This is a genomic window from Sphingobium sp. UBA5915 (genome assembly GCF_002431195.1).
GTDB classification, from domain to species: domain Bacteria; phylum Pseudomonadota; class Alphaproteobacteria; order Sphingomonadales; family Sphingomonadaceae; genus Sphingobium; species Sphingobium soli.
Genome location: NZ_DJDV01000053.1, coordinates 73,795 through 89,985, shown reverse-complemented (window position 1 = coordinate 89,985; position 16,191 = coordinate 73,795). Strand labels below are relative to the sequence as shown.

The following is a 16,191-nucleotide window of genomic DNA, read 5'->3' as shown; positions in this document are numbered from 1 at the left end:
AATGATCAGCCCGTGGCCAGGAACCTGTTGATATCGGCCGCAACGCGATTGGAGGCCTCCAGCATCAGCATATGGCCGCAGCCGGGATAGTCGAGCCGCTGGACTTGGTCCGACAGCACAGGCAGCAGGTCGGCGATCTCGCGCAGGTCGGTCACGTCCTGCTCGCCTGTGAGCAACAGACAGGGCATGGCAAGTATGTCTATCCGTTCAAGGTCGGAACCCGTTGGCCGCTGCCCATCTGCCTCGACCCATTGCTGGCCGGGGAACAGGGCGATTTCTTCGCGCATGATTGCAGCGTGTCCAGGATTGCGCATTGCCGCGGTGAACATCGGGTGCGCGAGCCATCGACGGCGCGCGCTCTCCATATCGCCGGCCCGCGCGTGAGTCGTGACCGCCCGCCATTCGGATCGCCACGCCTCCGACCAGTCCCAGCCGAACAGCGCAGGCGCGATCAGCACCAGTCGGCGCACCCGTTCGGGATGATCGAGAGCAAATTGCAGAGATACCGCACCCCCCAGCGAAAATCCGATCAGGTCGCATCGCGCAACACCGGCATCGTCCATCAGCGCCAGCAGATCGTCGGCGTGGCTATAGTCCACAGCAGCGCTCGCTATCGACTCGCCGAAGCCGCGCTGGTCGAGCCTCAGTCCCCGCCGACCGGCAGTGATGGTCCGCCATATCGGCTCCCAGCTTGCCCGGCTGCCGCCAAAGCCATGAACGCACAGAAGCGGATCGCCGCTACCCACATCTTCATAGACCAGCCTCGCGCCCTCGACCGCGATCGTGCGGATCATTGTGGCGCGGCCATGGTGATGACGATGCGCCCGGCGGTGACGCCGCGCTGGGCTTCCTCCATTGCAGCGACGAAATCGTCGATCGGATAGGTGCGGGCGATGGGTGGGTACAGCTTGCCCTGTGCGAAAAGGGCGAGCAGCGCCTGCACATTGGCCTCCGCCAGCGCGTGCTCATAATCCCCGAACTGGCGCACATCGACGCCGATCAGCGAAGCGCCCTTCAGCAGCGCGAGATTGACCGGCAGCCTTGGGATCGAGCCGCCGGCAAAGCCAATGACCAGATGCCGCCCGTTCCAGGCCAGGGAGCGGAAGGCCGGTTCGGTCGCTTCACCCCCCACCGGATCGACGATCACGTCCACCGGCTTGCCCGCATTGGCTGCCTTCAGGTCGTCGCGCCAGCTGGGCGACGCCGCATCGATCACCGCGTCAGCCCCGCCCCGCGTCGCCAACGCGCGTTTGTCTGCGGTCGAAGCCGATCCGATCACCCTGGCGCCCAGCGCCTTGGCGACTTCGATCGCGGCATAGCCGACCGCGCCGCCTGCACCTAGCACGCAGACCGTTTCTTCTGGTTGCAGCCGCGCGCGTTGCACCAGCGCATGATAGGCGGTGGCGTAGCTGACCCGAAACACCGACGCAGTCACGAAATCCATCGCGTCGGGGAGCGGCAGGGCGAGCTTGGCTGGAATGACGCAAGCTTCACCGATGGCCGCGCCGAAGGCGCTGCCCAGCACCCGCTCGCCGATACGTGCGGGATCGACGCCCTCGCCGACGGCCTCGATCACCCCGGAAAACTCGCTGCCAGGGACGAAGGGAAGGGTGGGCTTCAACTGGTACAGCCCCGCCGCGACCAGGACGTCGACATAACTGATGCCCGCCGCGCGGATGGCGATGCGGACCCTTCCGGGTCCCGGTACGCCGGGATCATGCTCCTCCAGCGAAAAGCCCGAGGGCGGCCCGAACGCCCGGATGACGACCGCCCGGCTCATCAGCATCCCTTCCAGTGTGGTGCGCGCTTCTGTGCGAAGGCGAGCGGCCCTTCCTTCGTGTCCTCCGCCTCGCGCCAGGCGACATAGGCAGGATAATCGGCCTGGTTGGCCAGCGCGGCGGCCAGGCTCGCTTCATCCAGCCCGCGATGGACGACCTGCTTGGACGCGCGCACCGCCATGGGGGAGGCACGCAAAATCTCCGCGACCCAGCGATGTGTCGTTGCCATCAACGCCTCTGGCGGCGCGACCTCGTTCACGAAGCCCATCCTTAGTCCGTCCTGCGCGCTCACCCGCCGCGATGTCAGGATCATGCCCAGCGCCTGCTTCGTGCCGATCTCGCGTGCCAGTCGGTGCAGCCCGCCGCCAAAGGCGATCGCGCCGACGAGCGGTTCGGGCAGGCCGAAGCTCGCATGGTCCGCCGCGATGATGATGTCGCAGGCCAGCGCCACCTCGAACCCGCCGCCCAGCGCCAGCCCGTTGACCGCCGCGATGATCGGCTTGTCGCAGTCGAACCGTTCGATCAGCCCGGCATAGCCGCTGGCCGGATAGACCGGATGCTCGCCGCGCTCGGCCACGGCCTTCAGGTCCGATCCAGCGCAAAAGGCGCGCTCGCCCGCGCCTGTTACGATGCAAACGAACTGTTCGCAGTCGCTGGCGAAATCATCGAACGCAGCCTGCAATTCATGATGCATCCGACCGTTGATGGCATTCATTACCTCTGGGCGGTTCAGGGTCACTGTGGTCACGCGATCGGCCTTGTCGACGGTGATGAACTCCATGGTTCGTCTCCTTAGCGTTTCGGGAAGGGCGGGTAGAGCGAGTCGGGCGATTGCCAGTCGATCCGCACTTGGCGATGTGCGATCCTCCAACCCGCGCCCGTCCGCTCGAAACGATCGGCATAATGGCCGTGATGATCGAGGCCGATGTCGGTCATGACCTGGAAATAGGTTCGGCCTGTCGCGGTTTCGCCCGCCAGTTCCACAAGCGAGCTGGTCAGATTGTGCCGGGTGAAGCTGTGCTGCGGGTCACGCGGTCGGTCCGGCGTCCCCAACCGTTGCGCAATCGCGCTCCGTCCGCGGCTCTGTTCGCCCGAAAACTCCAATATGCCATCATCGGCGAAGGCATCGACCAGCCCGTCGATGCGGCCCCGATCGCCGTTGATCGTATAGGTCGCCATCAGCAGGCGGATCGCCTCGCGGTCCAGCATCTCCTCGATGGTCATGTCAGGCTCCGCGCCAGCGCCGCGCGCCAGTCGCCAGGGTGGCGCGCCGCCGCAAATTCCTGCCCCAGCCGCCCGACCAGGTCCGCAACGCTCGGCACGTCGTCGATCAGTCCTGTGGAATGTCCGCCTGACCAGATATGCTTCCATGCGCGCAGTCCTTCGGGCAGGTCGGGCTTGTGCATCCCCTTGGGCGGCGGCAGCTTGTCCGGGTCCAGCCCGTTGGCGATCATCGACGGGCGCAGAAAGCTCGCCGGCATCCCGGCGATGGCGTCGGTGAACAGCACGTCCTCAGCGCGCGACTCGACCAGCATAGTCTTGTGCGCGTCGAACGTCCCTGATTCCTTCGTTGCGATGAATCGCGTGCCCATCACCACCAGGTCCGCGCCCAGCGCCAGCGCTGCCGCGATCCCGTTGCCGTCAGCGATGCCGCCCGCCAGCATGATCGTGCCGTCGAACATGCGCCGCACCTGCGGCAGGAAGGAAAAGGGGTTGAGCGTGCCGGCATGGCCGCCCGCACCGCCGCTGACCAGCATCAACCCATCGACGCCCGATGCGATTGCCTTTTCCGCGAACTTCATGGTGGTCACATCGTGGAAAACGATGCCGCCCCATTCGTGCGCGGCTTCGACTTCGGCGCGGGGGTCGCCCAGATTGGTCAGGATCAGTGGCACCCTGGCCTTGCGGCAGGTCGCGAGCCGGTCGGCGCGGGTCTGCTGTTCGATCGCGCGGCTGGCGAGCAGATTGACGCAGAAGGGGGCGAAGCGCTCGCCCTTGTCCAGCGATTCGGCCTCCGCTTCGCGAATCGCCGACAGCCAGCTGTCGAGACTATGATCGCCGCGCGGGTTGCCGCTCGGAAAGGCTCCGATAATTCCTGCGCGACACGACGCAATCACCAGTTCCAGGCTGGAACAGATCAGCATCGGTGCCTGCATCACCGGCAATGCCAGTTGTGACCAGTCGATGGACATGCCGTCATCCTTCCCCATTGTCGTGGCGCACCAAAGTGGCTAGCGCTTTTTCCACATCATAGGTAACTAGGTGCGATAAGCCCGTCGAGGGGCTTTGCAGCAAAAGTGGAGCGGGACGGGCAAACATATGGCTTTCAAGACACGTATCACCGAGATGCTCGGAATCGAACATCCTATCGTTCAGGGCGGTATGCAGGGCGTGGGCCGCGCAGAACTGGCGTCCGCGGTGTCCAATGCGGGCGGCTTCGGGATCCTGACCGGCCTGACCCAACCCACGCCCGATGACCTCAAGAAGGAGATCGAGCGTTGCCGGTCGATGACCGACAAGCCCTTCGGCGTGAACATGACCGTCTTCCCGACGATCAACGCCCCTGATTACAAGGCCTATGCGAAGGCGATCATCGACATGGGGATCAAGGCGGTCGAAACTGCCGGAACGCCTGCGGTCGCGGAAATCTGGGAAATGTTCAAGGCGGCGGATGTTCGTATCATCCACAAATGCACGGCCGTGCGTCATGCCGTGTCCGCCCAGAAGAAGGGTGTGGACGCGATCTCGATCGACGGTTTCGAATGTGCAGGGCATCCGGGCGAGGATGACATTCCCGGCCTGATCCTGATCCCCGCCGCAGCCGACAAGGTTACGATCCCCATGCTCGCATCGGGCGGTTTTGGCGACGGGCGTGGCCTGGTCGCAGCGCTGGCGCTGGGTGCGGAGGGCATCAACATGGGTACGCGCTTCTGCGCCACTGTCGAGGCGCCAATCCATCCCAATGTGAAGCAGGCCTATATCGACAATGACGAGCGCGGCACGAATCTGATTTTCCGCAAGCTCCACAACACCGCCCGCGTCGGCAAGAGCGCGGTGTCGGACAAGGTTGTCGAAATCCTGGCGCAGCCGGACGCGACCTTCAAGGACGTGCAGGCTTATGTGGCCGGGGCCAAGGGCCGGGTGGTCCTGGAAGAGGGTGACATGGATGCCGGCATCTTCTGGGCCGGCATGATCCAGGGCCTGATCCACGACATCCCGACCTGTCGGGAACTGATCGACCGTATCGTGGCTGACGCCACGGCGATCGTGAACACGCGCCTGTCGGGCATGTTGGCGGGCTGACCGCCGACGTCCCATCCTATTCCATCCCATCCCTTTCAGGAGCAAGTGAAGTGGCAGAAGCATATATCGTAGCCGCCGTCCGTACCGCCGGTGGACGTCGCCGTGGCCGCCTTGCCGGCTGGCACCCGGTCGATCTCGGCGCAAAGGTCCTCGACGCGGTCGTCGCGCGGGCCGGCGTGCCGGGCGAAGCTGTGGACGACGTCATCGTTGGTTGTGTTACCCAGGCGGGCGAGCAGGCTCTGCATGTCGGCCGACACTGCGTGCTGGCGTCCGGCCTGCCGCTCAGCGTGCCGGCGGTCACCATCGATCGCCAGTGCGGTTCCTCGCAGCAGGCGATCCAGTTTGCGGCGCAGGCGGTCATGTCGGGCACGCAGGACATCGTCATCGCGGCAGGCACCGAAAGCATGACGCGCGTGCCCATGGGGTCGGCCGCCCTCTCGCCCGAAGGATCCGACCCGCTCCCGGCCTCGATCAAGGACCGGTTCGGCATCCAGAACTTCAGCCAGTTCGGCGGTGCGGAGATGATCGCGAAGAAATGGGGCTTCACCCGTGACATGCTGGACGCCTATGGTCTGGAAAGCCATTTGCGCGCCCAGCGCGCGACCAAGACGGGGGCGTTCGATGCGGAAATTCTGCCGCTGGAGATAGTCGGCGCCGATGGCGTCAGCGAAATGCACACGATCGACGAAGGCATCCGCTGGGACGCCTCGCCAGAAGGTATGGCGGCGGTCAAGCTGTTGGTCGAAGGCGGCGTCATTACCGCCGCAACGTCGAGCCAGATCACCGACGGCGCATCGGCGGTGATGATCGCATCGGAAAAGGCGGTCAAGGAATATGGGCTGACCCCGCTGGCGCGCATTGTGAACATGACCGTGACCGCCGGCGACCCGGTGGTCATGCTCGAAGAGCCGCTGTTCGCGACCGACAAGGCTTTTGCCCGCTCGGGTCTCAAGATCGGCGACATCGACCTGTATGAAGTCAACGAAGCCTTCGCCCCGGTGCCGATGGCCTGGCTCAAGCACCAGGATGCCGACCCCGCCAAGCTCAACGTCAATGGTGGCGCGATCGCGCTGGGCCACCCGCTGGGCGCGTCGGGTACGAAATTGATGACGACGCTCGTTTACGCGCTCAAGGCGCAGGGCAAGAAATACGGGCTCCAGACGATGTGCGAAGGCGGCGGTGTCGCCAACGTCACCATCGTCGAGGCGCTCTGAACGGGAAGGAGAACGGCCTGGCCATATCTCCTCTCCCAAAGCTGAGCCGGTGCTCCGGTGCAAGGGAGCGTCGGCTTTTTTACAAGGTGCGATGACTTTGAGGGGTAGGTCAGAGCAGGCTTTACCAGTAGCAAACCTAGTTATATAGGTTGTTGATAGATTCTTACGAAAAGGGGCGTTTCGCCATGCAGATCACGAATGAATTGGCCGCAATTGTTACCGGCGGCGCATCGGGCCTGGGCAAGGCATCGGCCAAGGCGCTCGCCGATGCGGGTATGAAGGTTGCGATCTTCGATCTGAACGAGGAAGCGGGTGAGGCCGTCGCGCGCGACATCGGCGGCCTTTTCTGCAAGGTGAACATTCTGGACGAGGATTCGGTGCTGGCCGGCTTTGAAAAGGCGCGCGCCGCCCATGGGCAGGAGCGGGCGCTGATTCATTGCGCGCAGGTGTCGAAGGGCGGCAAGACGGTTGCCCGCGACCGCGACACCGGCGGCTTCAAGCGGCTGTCGACGGAAGATTATGCGTTTGGCGCGCAGGGCATCCTGATCGCCAGCTACCGCATGGCGTCGATTTCGGCGTTGGGCATGGCCTCCGCCGAGCCGCTGAACGAAGATGGCGAGCGCGGCGCGATCGTGCTGACCAGCTCGGCAGCGGCGCAGGACGGTCAGGTTGGTCAGGTGGCCTATGGGTCGCTCAAGGCTGGCGTCAATGGCCTGGTCCTGCCGATGGCGCGTGACCTGATGGAACTGGGCATCCGCGTCAATTCGGTCATGCCGGGCATCTTTGCCACTCCGCCCATGTTGGGGGTCAAGGACACGGCGCCGCAGATCTTCGAGAATCTGGAAAAGTCGGTGCCCTTCCCCAAGCGTCTCGGCAAGCCGGAAGAGTTTGGCTCGCTGATCGTCGAACTGGTCAGGAACAGCTATTTCAACGGCCAGAATCTGCGCATTGATGGCGCCATCCGAATGCCGCCGCGCTAAGCGCCCCGTCCCTATGGCGCAAAGCATCCAGGAAAGGGCGGCGGCGCAAGATCCGCCGCCCGGTTTCGTCCCTATATCCTTTTCCGATGGCTTTCTGGGCCATAACGGTCCGGTCTATGCACGCCGTGCCGACGGCGAAGTCACGTTCGGGTGCCGCATCCTGCCGCATCTGTGCAATCCCATGGGTATCGCGCATGGCGGATGGGTGGCGACGATGTTCGACATCGTGCTGCCACTGACGGCGCGCTATGTGGCGGGGTTCGAGGAACGCTTCCTGCTGACCGTTCAGATGGGCATCGACTATCTGACCGGTCCGAAGCTGGGAGATTGGGTCGAAGGACGGGCGCAGGTCTTGCGCACGACCAAGCGCATGGTCTTCATTCAGGGGACGCTGGAGGTGAATGGCGAACTGACCGCGCGCGGCAGCGGCATATTCCGCATCGGCCCCCCTGCACCGCCCATCGACCTCGAGCAGACCGGCCCGCTGCCATGATGCCGAGCGCTGCATGAGCCGTTCGCTTGTTGAAATATTGACGCTCGAACCCTGTGGGCACGACAGCTTCCGCGGGTGGCCGCCTGAGCCTGACGCGTCACGCATCTTCGGCGGCAGTGTGGTGGCCCAGGCCCTCATGGCTGCCGCCGCAACGGTCGCAGGGCGAGCGTGCCATTCGCTGCACGCCTATTTCATCCATCCCGGCGACGTCACGAAGCCGATCCTGTTCGAGGTTGATCGTGCGCGCGACGGTGGCATGTTCGCGACGCGGCGGGTTGTCGCGCTTCAGGACGGACGGCAGATATTGAACCTGGCGGCGTCCTTTCAGGCGCCGGCCGATGGCGCATTCGACCATCAATTCACGCGCGCCGCTGACCTGCCCGATGCGGACGCCCTGTATGACGACGACCTGCGGGGCGAGGCCGTCGGCCTGCAACTGCGCAACATCCGGGTGCCGCGCCCCGGCATGGAAGACGGAATTCGCCCGCCCCGCCACGCCATGTGGTTCCGCAGTGCCTTGCCGCTGGGGAATGACATCGCGATGCACCAGGCGGCGCTCGCCTATGCGTCGGACTTCCCCCAACTGCCCACCATCGTCCAGCCGCATCCTGTGACCTGGCGCACGCCCGGCTTTCAATTCACCAGCCTCGACCATAGCCTCTGGTTCCATCGCCCGTTCGACTTCACGCGCTGGCATCTGTGTGAGCTGGATACGCCCATCAGCGCGGGCGAGCGTGGCCTCAGCCGGGGCACGATTTACGACGGCGACGGCCTGCTGGTCGCATCGGTCGCACAGGAAGCCATGATCCGGATGCGCGGCGCCTGACGACTGTCAGGTGCCGCGGAACACCGGCTTGCGTTTTTCCAGGAACGCAGCGACGCCTTCGGCATGATCGGCGGTCCGCCCCGCCTCGCGCTGGTGAATGCGTTCCATCCGCAGCGTATCCGTCAGTGACTGGTTCATAGCCATTGCGATCCCCCTGCGCATCAGGCCATAGGCGACGGTGGGGCCGGTCGCCAGCCTCGCGGCAATCAATCGGGCCGTTTCCATCAGCGCCGCATCCTCGACCACCTGATAGATCAACCCCCATTCCAGTGCGAGGTCGGCTGGAATACGCTCGCCCAGCATCATCATCGCGGTCGCCCTTGCCTTGCCGGCCAGGCGTGGCAGCAACCATGTCGCCCCGACGTCGGGCACCAGCCCGATATTGGCGAAGGGCTGCAGGAAATAGGCCGATCGCCCGGCGATGACGATGTCGCCAGCCAGCGCATAGCCGCATCCTCCGCCCGCCGCCGCGCCGTTCACTGCGGTCACCAGCGGACAGGGCAGGCGCACGAGCCGCTCGAGCACGGGATTGAACCCGCTTTCCAGTCCGGCGCCCATGTCGCGCGCGGCATCCGCGCCGCCGCGCCCGCCGGCAGACAGATCCGCGCCCGAACAGAAAGCCCGGCCGTTCCCGCTCATCAGCAGAACGCGCGCGCCTTCATCCGCGACGCGATCTAGCGCGTGCATCATCTCGTCGAGCGATTGTTGCGACAGCGCATTGAGCTTTTCCGGCCGGTTGATTGCCAGCGTGGCGATGCCGTCGGTGATGGCGAAGTCGATATGTTCGTAAGCCATGCGGGTCCCGATCAACGCGAAATAGGCAGCAGCCATGGACCGCCCTTTTCGACGGCGGCAATATAGGCCGGGCGGGCAGTCACTCGCGCCAGCCAGGCGCGCAGCCGTGGCCGGTCGCCCACCGCGCCGAACTGGTCAGCTACCGCCACGACATAGCCGAATTGAATGTCGGCGGCGCTGAAGCCGGACGCCAGCAGATAATCTCGCCCGTCGAGCTTGGCCTCGATCTCCGCCATCGCCCCGTCGACGACTTCCAGCCCATAGGCGCTCGCGTGTGACGTCTTGTCGGAGCCGCGCACCAGCATCAGCATGACAACGCCCATCATGGCGGTGCCTTCGCCCGCGTGCAGCCATTCCAGATATTCCGCCCAGTCAGCGTCGGCGGGCGACCTGCCCAACCGTCCGTCGCCCAGTTTTGCGGCAAGATATTCCAGGATAGCCCCCGATTCCGCGATCACTGCGCCGTCATGCTCGATGACGGGTGACTTACCCAGCGGGTGTGCCTGTTTGAGTTCGGCTGGCGCTCGAAACGTGCTGGGATCGCGGTGGTAGGTCGTCAGTTCATAAGGTTCGCCCAATTCCTCCAGCAACCAGAGGATGCGGGTCGAGCGCGAATAGTCGAGGTGGTGGACCTTAATCATGCACCCTTCTCCATCAAAATGTCGATTTTGCGTTCAATGGCATCGAGCCGCTCATGCATGGCGGCAACCGGGGGTTCGCAGGCAGCGGTCAGCACAGGCATCACGAAGTAGCGCAACCGGCTCCGTAATCTCTCTTCGTCCCACATCTCGCCGCTGGCGAGGACGATCATCTGGTCGGTGATCCACCCGGTCAGATCGTCCAGCGTCACCCCCGCAGCCGTCGCCCGTTCGTCGATCAACGACGCCAGCACCGAAGCGATGCTGCCGGTCGATCCGTCCGCCTGCGCGGCCCGGAACAATCGGGCACTTGCGGGCGACATGCCCGAATGCAGGCTGCGATCGAGCCACCCGACATGCTGCATTTCCAGGATGGCGTGCGCCAGTACCGTTTCCAGTCGGTCCGCTACGGACCCGGGACCGATCAGAATTTTGTGCGACCATTCGCGAAACGGCTTTGCGCCCTCCATCAGCAACGCTGTGAACAGGGACTCGCGATTGCCGAACCGGCGGTACAGGGTCGTGCGGGACACGCCGGCCTCCGCAGCCACTTCCTCCAATGACACATTGTCGATGCCTTTGCGCCGAATGCAACTCGCCGCGGCATTCAGGACCGGGTCCGCGATCGGCTGGGCGCCCATGGCCGGTCGGCCGAATGCGCCCGTTTCGATGCTGCGACTATTGTCCGACGGCGGCGACATGACGTCTATCTGTTTCTTCCCCATGATCCTCGCATAGCAGGATATCCCCTGGTTCGTATCGGCAATCGCTACAAATTTATGATATTGTATCAGCTTCCCCGACCCAATGATGCCATGTCGATGACAAAGCGATATTTGACGTCGGCCTTCTCCATACGTTCGAAGGCGTGGTTTATGTCCTGGATGGCGATGGTTTCGGTGTCGGGCAGGATGGTCTTGGCAGCGCAGAAGTCCAGTAATTCCTGCGTTTCGGGCAGGCCACCAATCGCCGACCCCGCCACCGATTTCTGCCCGCCGACCAGCAGGCCGCTATGGAGCGAGGGCAACATGTCGATTGCGCCAACGATCACATGAACGCCCCGGGGCGCCAGCAGCATCAGATAGGGGCTGATGTCGTGCGCCACTGGGATCGTGTCGAGCACCAGGTCGAAACTGCCCCTGGCTGCCTTCATCGCCTCTTTGTCCGATGCGATCAGAACCTTGTGCGCGCCCAGCGCCAGAGCATCGGCCGACTTGGCGGGGGATGTCGTCACGACGGTCACTTCGGCGCCCAGCCCGACGGCCAGTTTGACGCCCATATGGCCCAGGCCACCTAGTCCTGCGACCGCCACCCGGCTTCCCGGACCGACTTTCCAGTGCCGCAGCGGCGACCAGGTCGTGATTCCCGCGCAGAGCAGCGGCGCGGCGCGCTCGGGATCCAGACCTTCGGGCAGTTTCAGCACGAACTGTTCGCGCGCGACGATATGGTCGGAATAGCCGCCATAGGTCGGCGATCCGTCCATCCGGTCCTTGCCATTATAGGTCGGCGTGGAACGCTTGACGCAATATTGCTCCTGCCCGCGCACGCATTCTGGACATGCCATGCAACTGTCGACCATGCAGCCGATCGCTGCCAAGTCGCCAATCTGGAACCGCGTGACGTCCGGGCCGACCTCGGTGACCGTCCCGATGATCTCATGCCCTGGCACGCACGGATAGACGCTGTTATGCCAATCGTCACGCGCCTGGTGCAAGTCGGAATGGCATACGCCACAATAGCGGATGTCCAGCCGCACGTCGTCGGCGCGCAGCGCGCGCCGCTCGAAGGTGAATGGCGCCATTGGGCTTTCGGCCGACAGAGCGGCATAGCCCGTCGCATGGGTCATGGTCATTCTCCCGATTTGGTGGACAGGTACAGCTACGCGCCGCGGAACGCCGGCTTGCGCCGCTCCAGGAAGGCGGCGACGCCCTCCTGAGCATCCGCGCCGGCCATTGCAATGGCGATCGCCGCAGCTTCGGCATCCAGATGATCGTGCAGGGTCGCGTCATAGCTTCGCGCCAATAGTTGCTTCACGCCGCCAAAGGCGCCGGTCGGCCCTGCTGCGATCCGGGTGGCCACGACAGTGGCCTCGTCCGCCAGCGCTTCGTCGGCGACCATCCGGGTTGCCAGGCCCAGATCCACTGCCTCCTGCGCGGTCAGCCGCCGCCCCAGATAGGCCAGTTCCTGCGTTGCGCGCAGTCCGATCAGCCGCGGCAACAGCCAGGTCGCGCCGCCATCGGCGGTCAGGCCGATCCCGGTATAGGCCATGGCAAAGGAAGCGGATTGTCCCACCAGCACGATATCCCCGCTGGCAACAAGGCTCAGGCCCGCACCCGCGGCCGCCCCCTGGGCTGCGATGACCAGCGGGGCTGGATGTGCTGCAAGCAGGGCGAGGCCGACGTGCAGACGCCGCGCCAGACGCCCGATGAAGTCGGCAGGGTCGCTTTCGCTGGCAAAGCTGCGAATGTCGCCGCCGACGCAGAAATTTTTGCCTTCCCCCCGGATCAGGAACGCGCGCACGGCCGGCGTCGCCGTCAGCCGCTCGACTACGGCGCTGAACGTATCGACCAACTCCCAGCTCATCGCGTTGCCCGCTTCGGGCCGGTCGAGTGTGATGGTGGCAAGCCCGCCTTCAAGCGTTCCGGTGACGAGATCGGTCATGGCATGGCACTCCTGTCGATGGCTGCGCTGCTCTTGCCCGACATAGTTAGATAGGTCCAGCGGTAACATATATCTTCGTGCCGCGGTGGTGCAAAAAGCGTCCTCATCCGCGCGCCGCGATGAAAAGGGTCTGGTGCGCCCGCGCGAACGGCCCGTCACGATCGGCCAGAACCATGTCGGACCGGCCCACCCCCTGTCCTGCGCTCGCGGTACGCGCGTCGATCAACAGCCATTCGCCCACCGGCTCGCGTACCAGATGGACCGCAATGTCGAGATTGGCGTAGGTCCAGACCTCGCTGTCGATCTCGCTGCCCAGGCCCCCGCCGAAATCCCCCAATATGGCCGTGCGCAGCAGAGGCGAAAGCGCCACGCCTTTTACATGTTCATGGGCGAATCGGACCCATAGCGTGCCTGGTCCGCGCGTTCGCAACCCGCCCCGCACCAGCCGCGTCTCCATCGATCCGCCGAAAGCTCTGTTGCCCATGAAATCGCTGGGCGCGACATCTTCCGGCGGCGGATAGGGATTGGGAGTGGCGATCATGGGCGTATCGGCCTTGCGCACGCGCAGCGCCGTCGCGCGCGCCACGACGCGATCTCCCGTCAACAGTTCGGCCTCCACCATCTGGATTCGTCGACCTTCGCGGACGGTCCTGGCGCGACCGATCGTTGGCGCGAAATCGGCGGCGGACAATATATCGATGGTCAGCCGCGCCGTCGTCATCGCGACTGTGGCGGGCACCTGCTCGACCAGATGGGTCAGCAGCCCGCCCAATGCCACGCCATTCTGCTTGCCTCGTTCCCACGGACTGGCCGCCAGCCCCGTGGGAGTAAAGGCGTCGCCGTCGGCGGCGTAGAAGAAGGGCGCTGGCCGTTCAGTCATGCGCTGGATGCGCGCATCTGGCAACGCGGTTACGGCGCGATGTCCCATTGATAAAGGTCGTCAGCCGCTTGATCCCCTCCATTTTCACCCGCGTTCCTGCAAGCCGATCCCTCGATAAGGTCTACTACGTTATCTATGTTTCGCTGATGCGCAAGTTTTACCTTGTGGTCGGATGGTGGGCCGGTTTACCGCGGTGTCACAAGACGACAGGTTTCCCCGGAAAGGACGATAATGACCGCAGCGCCCATATTTGATCTGACCGGCCGGGTCGCGCTGGTAACCGGCGCGTCGTCGGGATTAGGCGAGCGTTTCGCGCACATCCTTTCCGACGCGGGGGCTGCGGTCGTGCTGGCGGCACGGCGTACCGAACGGCTGGAGGCGACCAGGACGGCGATCGAGGCCAAAGGCGGCCGCGCCATCGCGGTCGCCATGGATGTCGCTGACGAGGCATCGACCATCGCCGCCTATGATGCTGCCGAGGGTGCGTTCGGAACGGTCGATACGATCATCGCCAATGCCGGCATGAACAGTGAAGGGATGACGACCGAATTACCGGTGGCGGAATTTGACCGGGTCATGGCGGTCAACCTGCGGGGGCCTTTCCTGACCGCGCGCGAAGGCGCGCGTCGGCTCATCGCGGCGGGCAGTCCCGAAAAACAGCATGGTCGCATCGTCATCACCTCCTCGATCACCGCGCACAAGGTGGACGCCGGCCTTGCCGTCTATTCCGGGTCGAAGGCCGGCGTGCTCCAGATGGGCCGGGTCATGGCGCGCGACTGGATTCGCAAGGGCATCAACGTCAATATGATCTGCCCCGGCTATATCAAGACGGAAATCAACGGCGAATGGTTCGATACCGATGCAGGGGAGCGCCAGATCCAGAAATTTCATCGCCGCCGCCTGATGGAGGAGGGCGATCTGGATTCGATCTTGCTGTTTCTCGCGTCCGATGCCTCCCGCGCGGTTACCGGTACGCATTTCACGATCGACGACGGCCAGTCGCTCTGACTTACGGCTGAAGGAGCTTTCATCCATGGGTCGTCCCGATCCCGCCCTTCTCGATCTAACGCGCTATCCGTTCCGCCACGTCATCACGACGCGCTTTGCGGATATCGACCCCAATCGCCACATCAACAACGTGGCGATGGCCGCTGCGTTCGAAGATGCCCGCGCCCGTTTCGACGTGGCGCAGGGTCATTTGGAAACGATGGGCCATATGCGCACGATGATAGCCGCAAACCATATCGATTATGTCGGTGAGGCCCATTATCCCGCCCCGCTCGACATGTATGTGGGCGTTCTGGACCTGGGCCGGTCGAGTTGGACGCTCGCCTGTCTCGCCACGCAAGATGGACGGGCCTGTGCCTTCGCGCGGGCCGTGCTTGTCGGGACGGTGGATGGCAAGGCCGCGCCCTTGCCCGACAGCTTCCGTGCCGGGCTGGACCGGATGCGCGTGCGCCGCGATGCCGCGGCATGAGCGGCCCGCTCACCGGCGTCCGCATCATCGAATTTGCCGGTCTTGGCCCCGGCCCTTTCTGCGGCATGATGCTGGCGGATCATGGGGCGCAGGTGATCCGGATCGCTCGACCCCGAGCGCCGGAGCTGTTCGATGGGTTTGACCGCTATGATGTACTCGCCCGCTCGCGCAGCCTGCTCACCATAGATATGAAGGCCGACGCCGGTATGGCGGTGGTGCGCGATCTCTGCCGTTCGGCCGATGCTATTATCGAAGGCTACCGACCCGGCGTCATGGAAAGGCTCGGCCTTGGCCCGGACGTGCTGATCGCGGACAATCCCGCGCTGGTCTATGGTCGCATCACCGGCTGGGGGCAGGATGGCCCGCTGGCCCATGCGGCAGGCCACGACATCAACTATATCGCCATCAACGGCGTCCTTCATACGATCGGGCGCCAGGGAGGCAAGCCGACCCCGCCGGTCAATTATGTCGGCGATTTCGGTGGCGGCGGCATGTTGCTCGCCTTCGGCATGGTCGCCGCACTGCTTGCGGTGAAAAATGGCGCGGCAGGACAGGTGGTTGATGCCGCCATGGTCGATGGGTCCGCCTTGCTTGCCTCTATGGTATGGCAGCTCAAGGGCGCGGGCATCTGGGATGAGCGCACCGGCGCCAACTGGCTCGATTCCGGCGCGCATTTCTATGACACCTATGCCTGCGCCGATGGCAGGTTCGTCGCGTTCGGATCGATCGAGCCGCAATTCTATGCCCTGCTGCGCCAGATGCTGGGCGTCGCTGACGATCGGGATTTCGACGCGCAGATGGACCGTGCCGCCTGGCCTGCGCTCAAGAGCCGGGTCGCTGCGATCATCGCCACCCGAACCCGTGCGCAATGGTGCGAGGTCATGGAAGGCACCGATATCTGCTTTGCCCCTGTCTTGTCGCCCGATGAGGCGCTCGATCATCCGCATATCCAGGCGCGCGGCACTTTCATCGATGTGGGCGGCCAGTCCCAGCCCGCGCCCGCGCCCCGCTTCTCCGGCGCTCCGGCCGACCCGCCGCGTCCGCCCCGGCCTGCCGGTGCGGACGCAAGGACCATATTGGCGTCAATCGGCTATGACGAAGCCCGGGTCGATGCGTTGCTGGAATCGGGCATCATTGTCTGACAAC

The 16,191-nt window shown here is 64.5% G+C and carries 19 protein-coding genes; 8 read left to right on the top strand and 11 right to left on the bottom strand.

Going from position 1 to position 16,191, the window contains the following annotated elements:
• Positions 1–5: 5 nt before the first annotated feature.
• From B2V90_RS07915 to B2V90_RS07895, 5 genes are read right to left on the bottom strand one after another with little or no spacing between them, the layout of a single operon-like run.
• The gene (locus B2V90_RS07915; protein WP_066856884.1) at positions 6–794 is read right to left on the bottom strand and encodes an alpha/beta fold hydrolase; all 789 of its coding nucleotides are present in this window, start codon (positions 792–794) and stop codon (positions 6–8) included.
• Positions 791–1,780, bottom strand: a complete 990-nt coding sequence (locus B2V90_RS07910) for an NADPH:quinone oxidoreductase family protein (protein ID WP_228221226.1) — start codon at positions 1,778–1,780, stop codon at positions 791–793. Before B2V90_RS07910 ends, B2V90_RS07915 begins: the two co-directional genes overlap by 4 nt.
• The gene (locus tag B2V90_RS07905) at positions 1,780–2,559 is read right to left on the bottom strand and encodes an enoyl-CoA hydratase-related protein (protein ID WP_066856880.1); all 780 of its coding nucleotides are present in this window, start codon (positions 2,557–2,559) and stop codon (positions 1,780–1,782) included. Before B2V90_RS07905 ends, B2V90_RS07910 begins: the two co-directional genes overlap by 1 nt.
• 11 nt (positions 2,560–2,570) lie before the next feature.
• The gene (locus B2V90_RS07900; protein WP_228221227.1) at positions 2,571–3,002 is read right to left on the bottom strand and encodes a nuclear transport factor 2 family protein; all 432 of its coding nucleotides are present in this window, start codon (positions 3,000–3,002) and stop codon (positions 2,571–2,573) included.
• Complete coding sequence (locus B2V90_RS07895; protein WP_228221228.1) at positions 2,999–3,970, bottom strand: NAD(P)H-dependent flavin oxidoreductase; 972 nt, start codon at positions 3,968–3,970, stop codon at positions 2,999–3,001. Before B2V90_RS07895 ends, B2V90_RS07900 begins: the two co-directional genes overlap by 4 nt.
• A 127-nt stretch (positions 3,971–4,097) precedes the next feature.
• Here B2V90_RS07895 and B2V90_RS07890 point away from each other — a divergent pair, with 127 nt between their 5' ends.
• The 5 genes from B2V90_RS07890 (at position 4,098) to B2V90_RS07870 (ending at position 8,594) form a co-directional block, all read left to right on the top strand.
• The gene (locus B2V90_RS07890) at positions 4,098–5,081 is read left to right on the top strand and encodes an NAD(P)H-dependent flavin oxidoreductase (RefSeq protein WP_066856871.1); all 984 of its coding nucleotides are present in this window, start codon (positions 4,098–4,100) and stop codon (positions 5,079–5,081) included.
• A gap of 50 nt (positions 5,082–5,131) precedes the next feature.
• The gene (locus B2V90_RS07885; RefSeq protein ID WP_228221229.1) at positions 5,132–6,295 is read left to right on the top strand and encodes an acetyl-CoA C-acetyltransferase; all 1,164 of its coding nucleotides are present in this window, start codon (positions 5,132–5,134) and stop codon (positions 6,293–6,295) included.
• 185 nt (positions 6,296–6,480) lie between these two features.
• Complete coding sequence (locus B2V90_RS07880) at positions 6,481–7,275, top strand: SDR family oxidoreductase (RefSeq protein ID WP_066856865.1); 795 nt, start codon at positions 6,481–6,483, stop codon at positions 7,273–7,275.
• Positions 7,276–7,288: 13 nt separating this feature from the next.
• Entirely contained in the window at positions 7,289–7,768 is a 480-nt protein-coding gene (locus tag B2V90_RS07875) for a PaaI family thioesterase (RefSeq protein ID WP_228221230.1), read from the top strand.
• 13 nt (positions 7,769–7,781) lie between these two features.
• Positions 7,782–8,594 carry an acyl-CoA thioesterase gene (locus B2V90_RS07870; protein WP_066856859.1) on the top strand — a complete coding sequence of 271 codons (813 nt, stop codon included), beginning with the start codon at positions 7,782–7,784 and terminating at the stop codon, positions 8,592–8,594.
• Positions 8,595–8,600: 6 nt separating this feature from the next.
• Here B2V90_RS07870 and B2V90_RS07865 read toward each other — a convergent pair whose 3' ends face one another.
• The 6 genes from B2V90_RS07865 to B2V90_RS07840 all read right to left on the bottom strand — a co-directional run bounded on the left by B2V90_RS07865 (position 8,601) and on the right by B2V90_RS07840 (position 13,568).
• Positions 8,601–9,425, bottom strand: coding sequence for an enoyl-CoA hydratase-related protein (locus B2V90_RS07865; RefSeq protein ID WP_332308757.1), 825 nt, complete (start codon positions 9,423–9,425; stop codon positions 8,601–8,603).
• A complete protein-coding gene (locus B2V90_RS07860) occupies positions 9,401–10,030 on the bottom strand; it encodes a glutathione S-transferase family protein (protein ID WP_228221231.1) in 630 nt (209 codons plus the stop codon). Before B2V90_RS07860 ends, B2V90_RS07865 begins: the two co-directional genes overlap by 25 nt.
• Complete coding sequence (locus B2V90_RS07855) at positions 10,027–10,752, bottom strand: TetR/AcrR family transcriptional regulator (RefSeq protein WP_066856853.1); 726 nt, start codon at positions 10,750–10,752, stop codon at positions 10,027–10,029. The genes B2V90_RS07860 and B2V90_RS07855 overlap by 4 nt, the downstream gene beginning before the upstream one ends.
• Positions 10,753–10,817: 65 nt before the next feature.
• Positions 10,818–11,873: an NAD(P)-dependent alcohol dehydrogenase gene (locus tag B2V90_RS07850; RefSeq protein ID WP_066857058.1), complete on the bottom strand. Its 1,056-nt coding sequence runs from the start codon at positions 11,871–11,873 to the stop codon at positions 10,818–10,820.
• A gap of 32 nt (positions 11,874–11,905) precedes the next feature.
• Positions 11,906–12,688: an enoyl-CoA hydratase/isomerase family protein gene (locus B2V90_RS07845; protein WP_066856849.1), complete on the bottom strand. Its 783-nt coding sequence runs from the start codon at positions 12,686–12,688 to the stop codon at positions 11,906–11,908.
• Between the two features lie 103 nt (positions 12,689–12,791).
• Positions 12,792–13,568 carry a thioesterase family protein gene (locus B2V90_RS07840; protein WP_228221232.1) on the bottom strand — a complete coding sequence of 259 codons (777 nt, stop codon included), beginning with the start codon at positions 13,566–13,568 and terminating at the stop codon, positions 12,792–12,794.
• Positions 13,569–13,799: 231 nt separating this feature from the next.
• Between B2V90_RS07840 and B2V90_RS07835 the strand changes: the two genes are divergently transcribed.
• The 3 genes from B2V90_RS07835 to B2V90_RS07825 are packed head-to-tail and all read left to right on the top strand — an operon-like array spanning position 13,800 to position 16,187.
• Positions 13,800–14,576 (top strand): SDR family NAD(P)-dependent oxidoreductase, encoded by a 777-nt coding sequence (locus tag B2V90_RS07835; RefSeq protein ID WP_066856843.1) that lies wholly within the window; start codon positions 13,800–13,802, stop codon positions 14,574–14,576.
• Positions 14,577–14,601: 25 nt separating this feature from the next.
• Positions 14,602–15,045: an acyl-CoA thioesterase gene (locus B2V90_RS07830; protein ID WP_066856840.1), complete on the top strand. Its 444-nt coding sequence runs from the start codon at positions 14,602–14,604 to the stop codon at positions 15,043–15,045.
• Entirely contained in the window at positions 15,042–16,187 is a 1,146-nt protein-coding gene (locus B2V90_RS07825; RefSeq protein WP_228221233.1) for a CaiB/BaiF CoA transferase family protein, read from the top strand. Before B2V90_RS07830 ends, B2V90_RS07825 begins: the two co-directional genes overlap by 4 nt.
• Positions 16,188–16,191 lie beyond the last annotated feature (4 nt).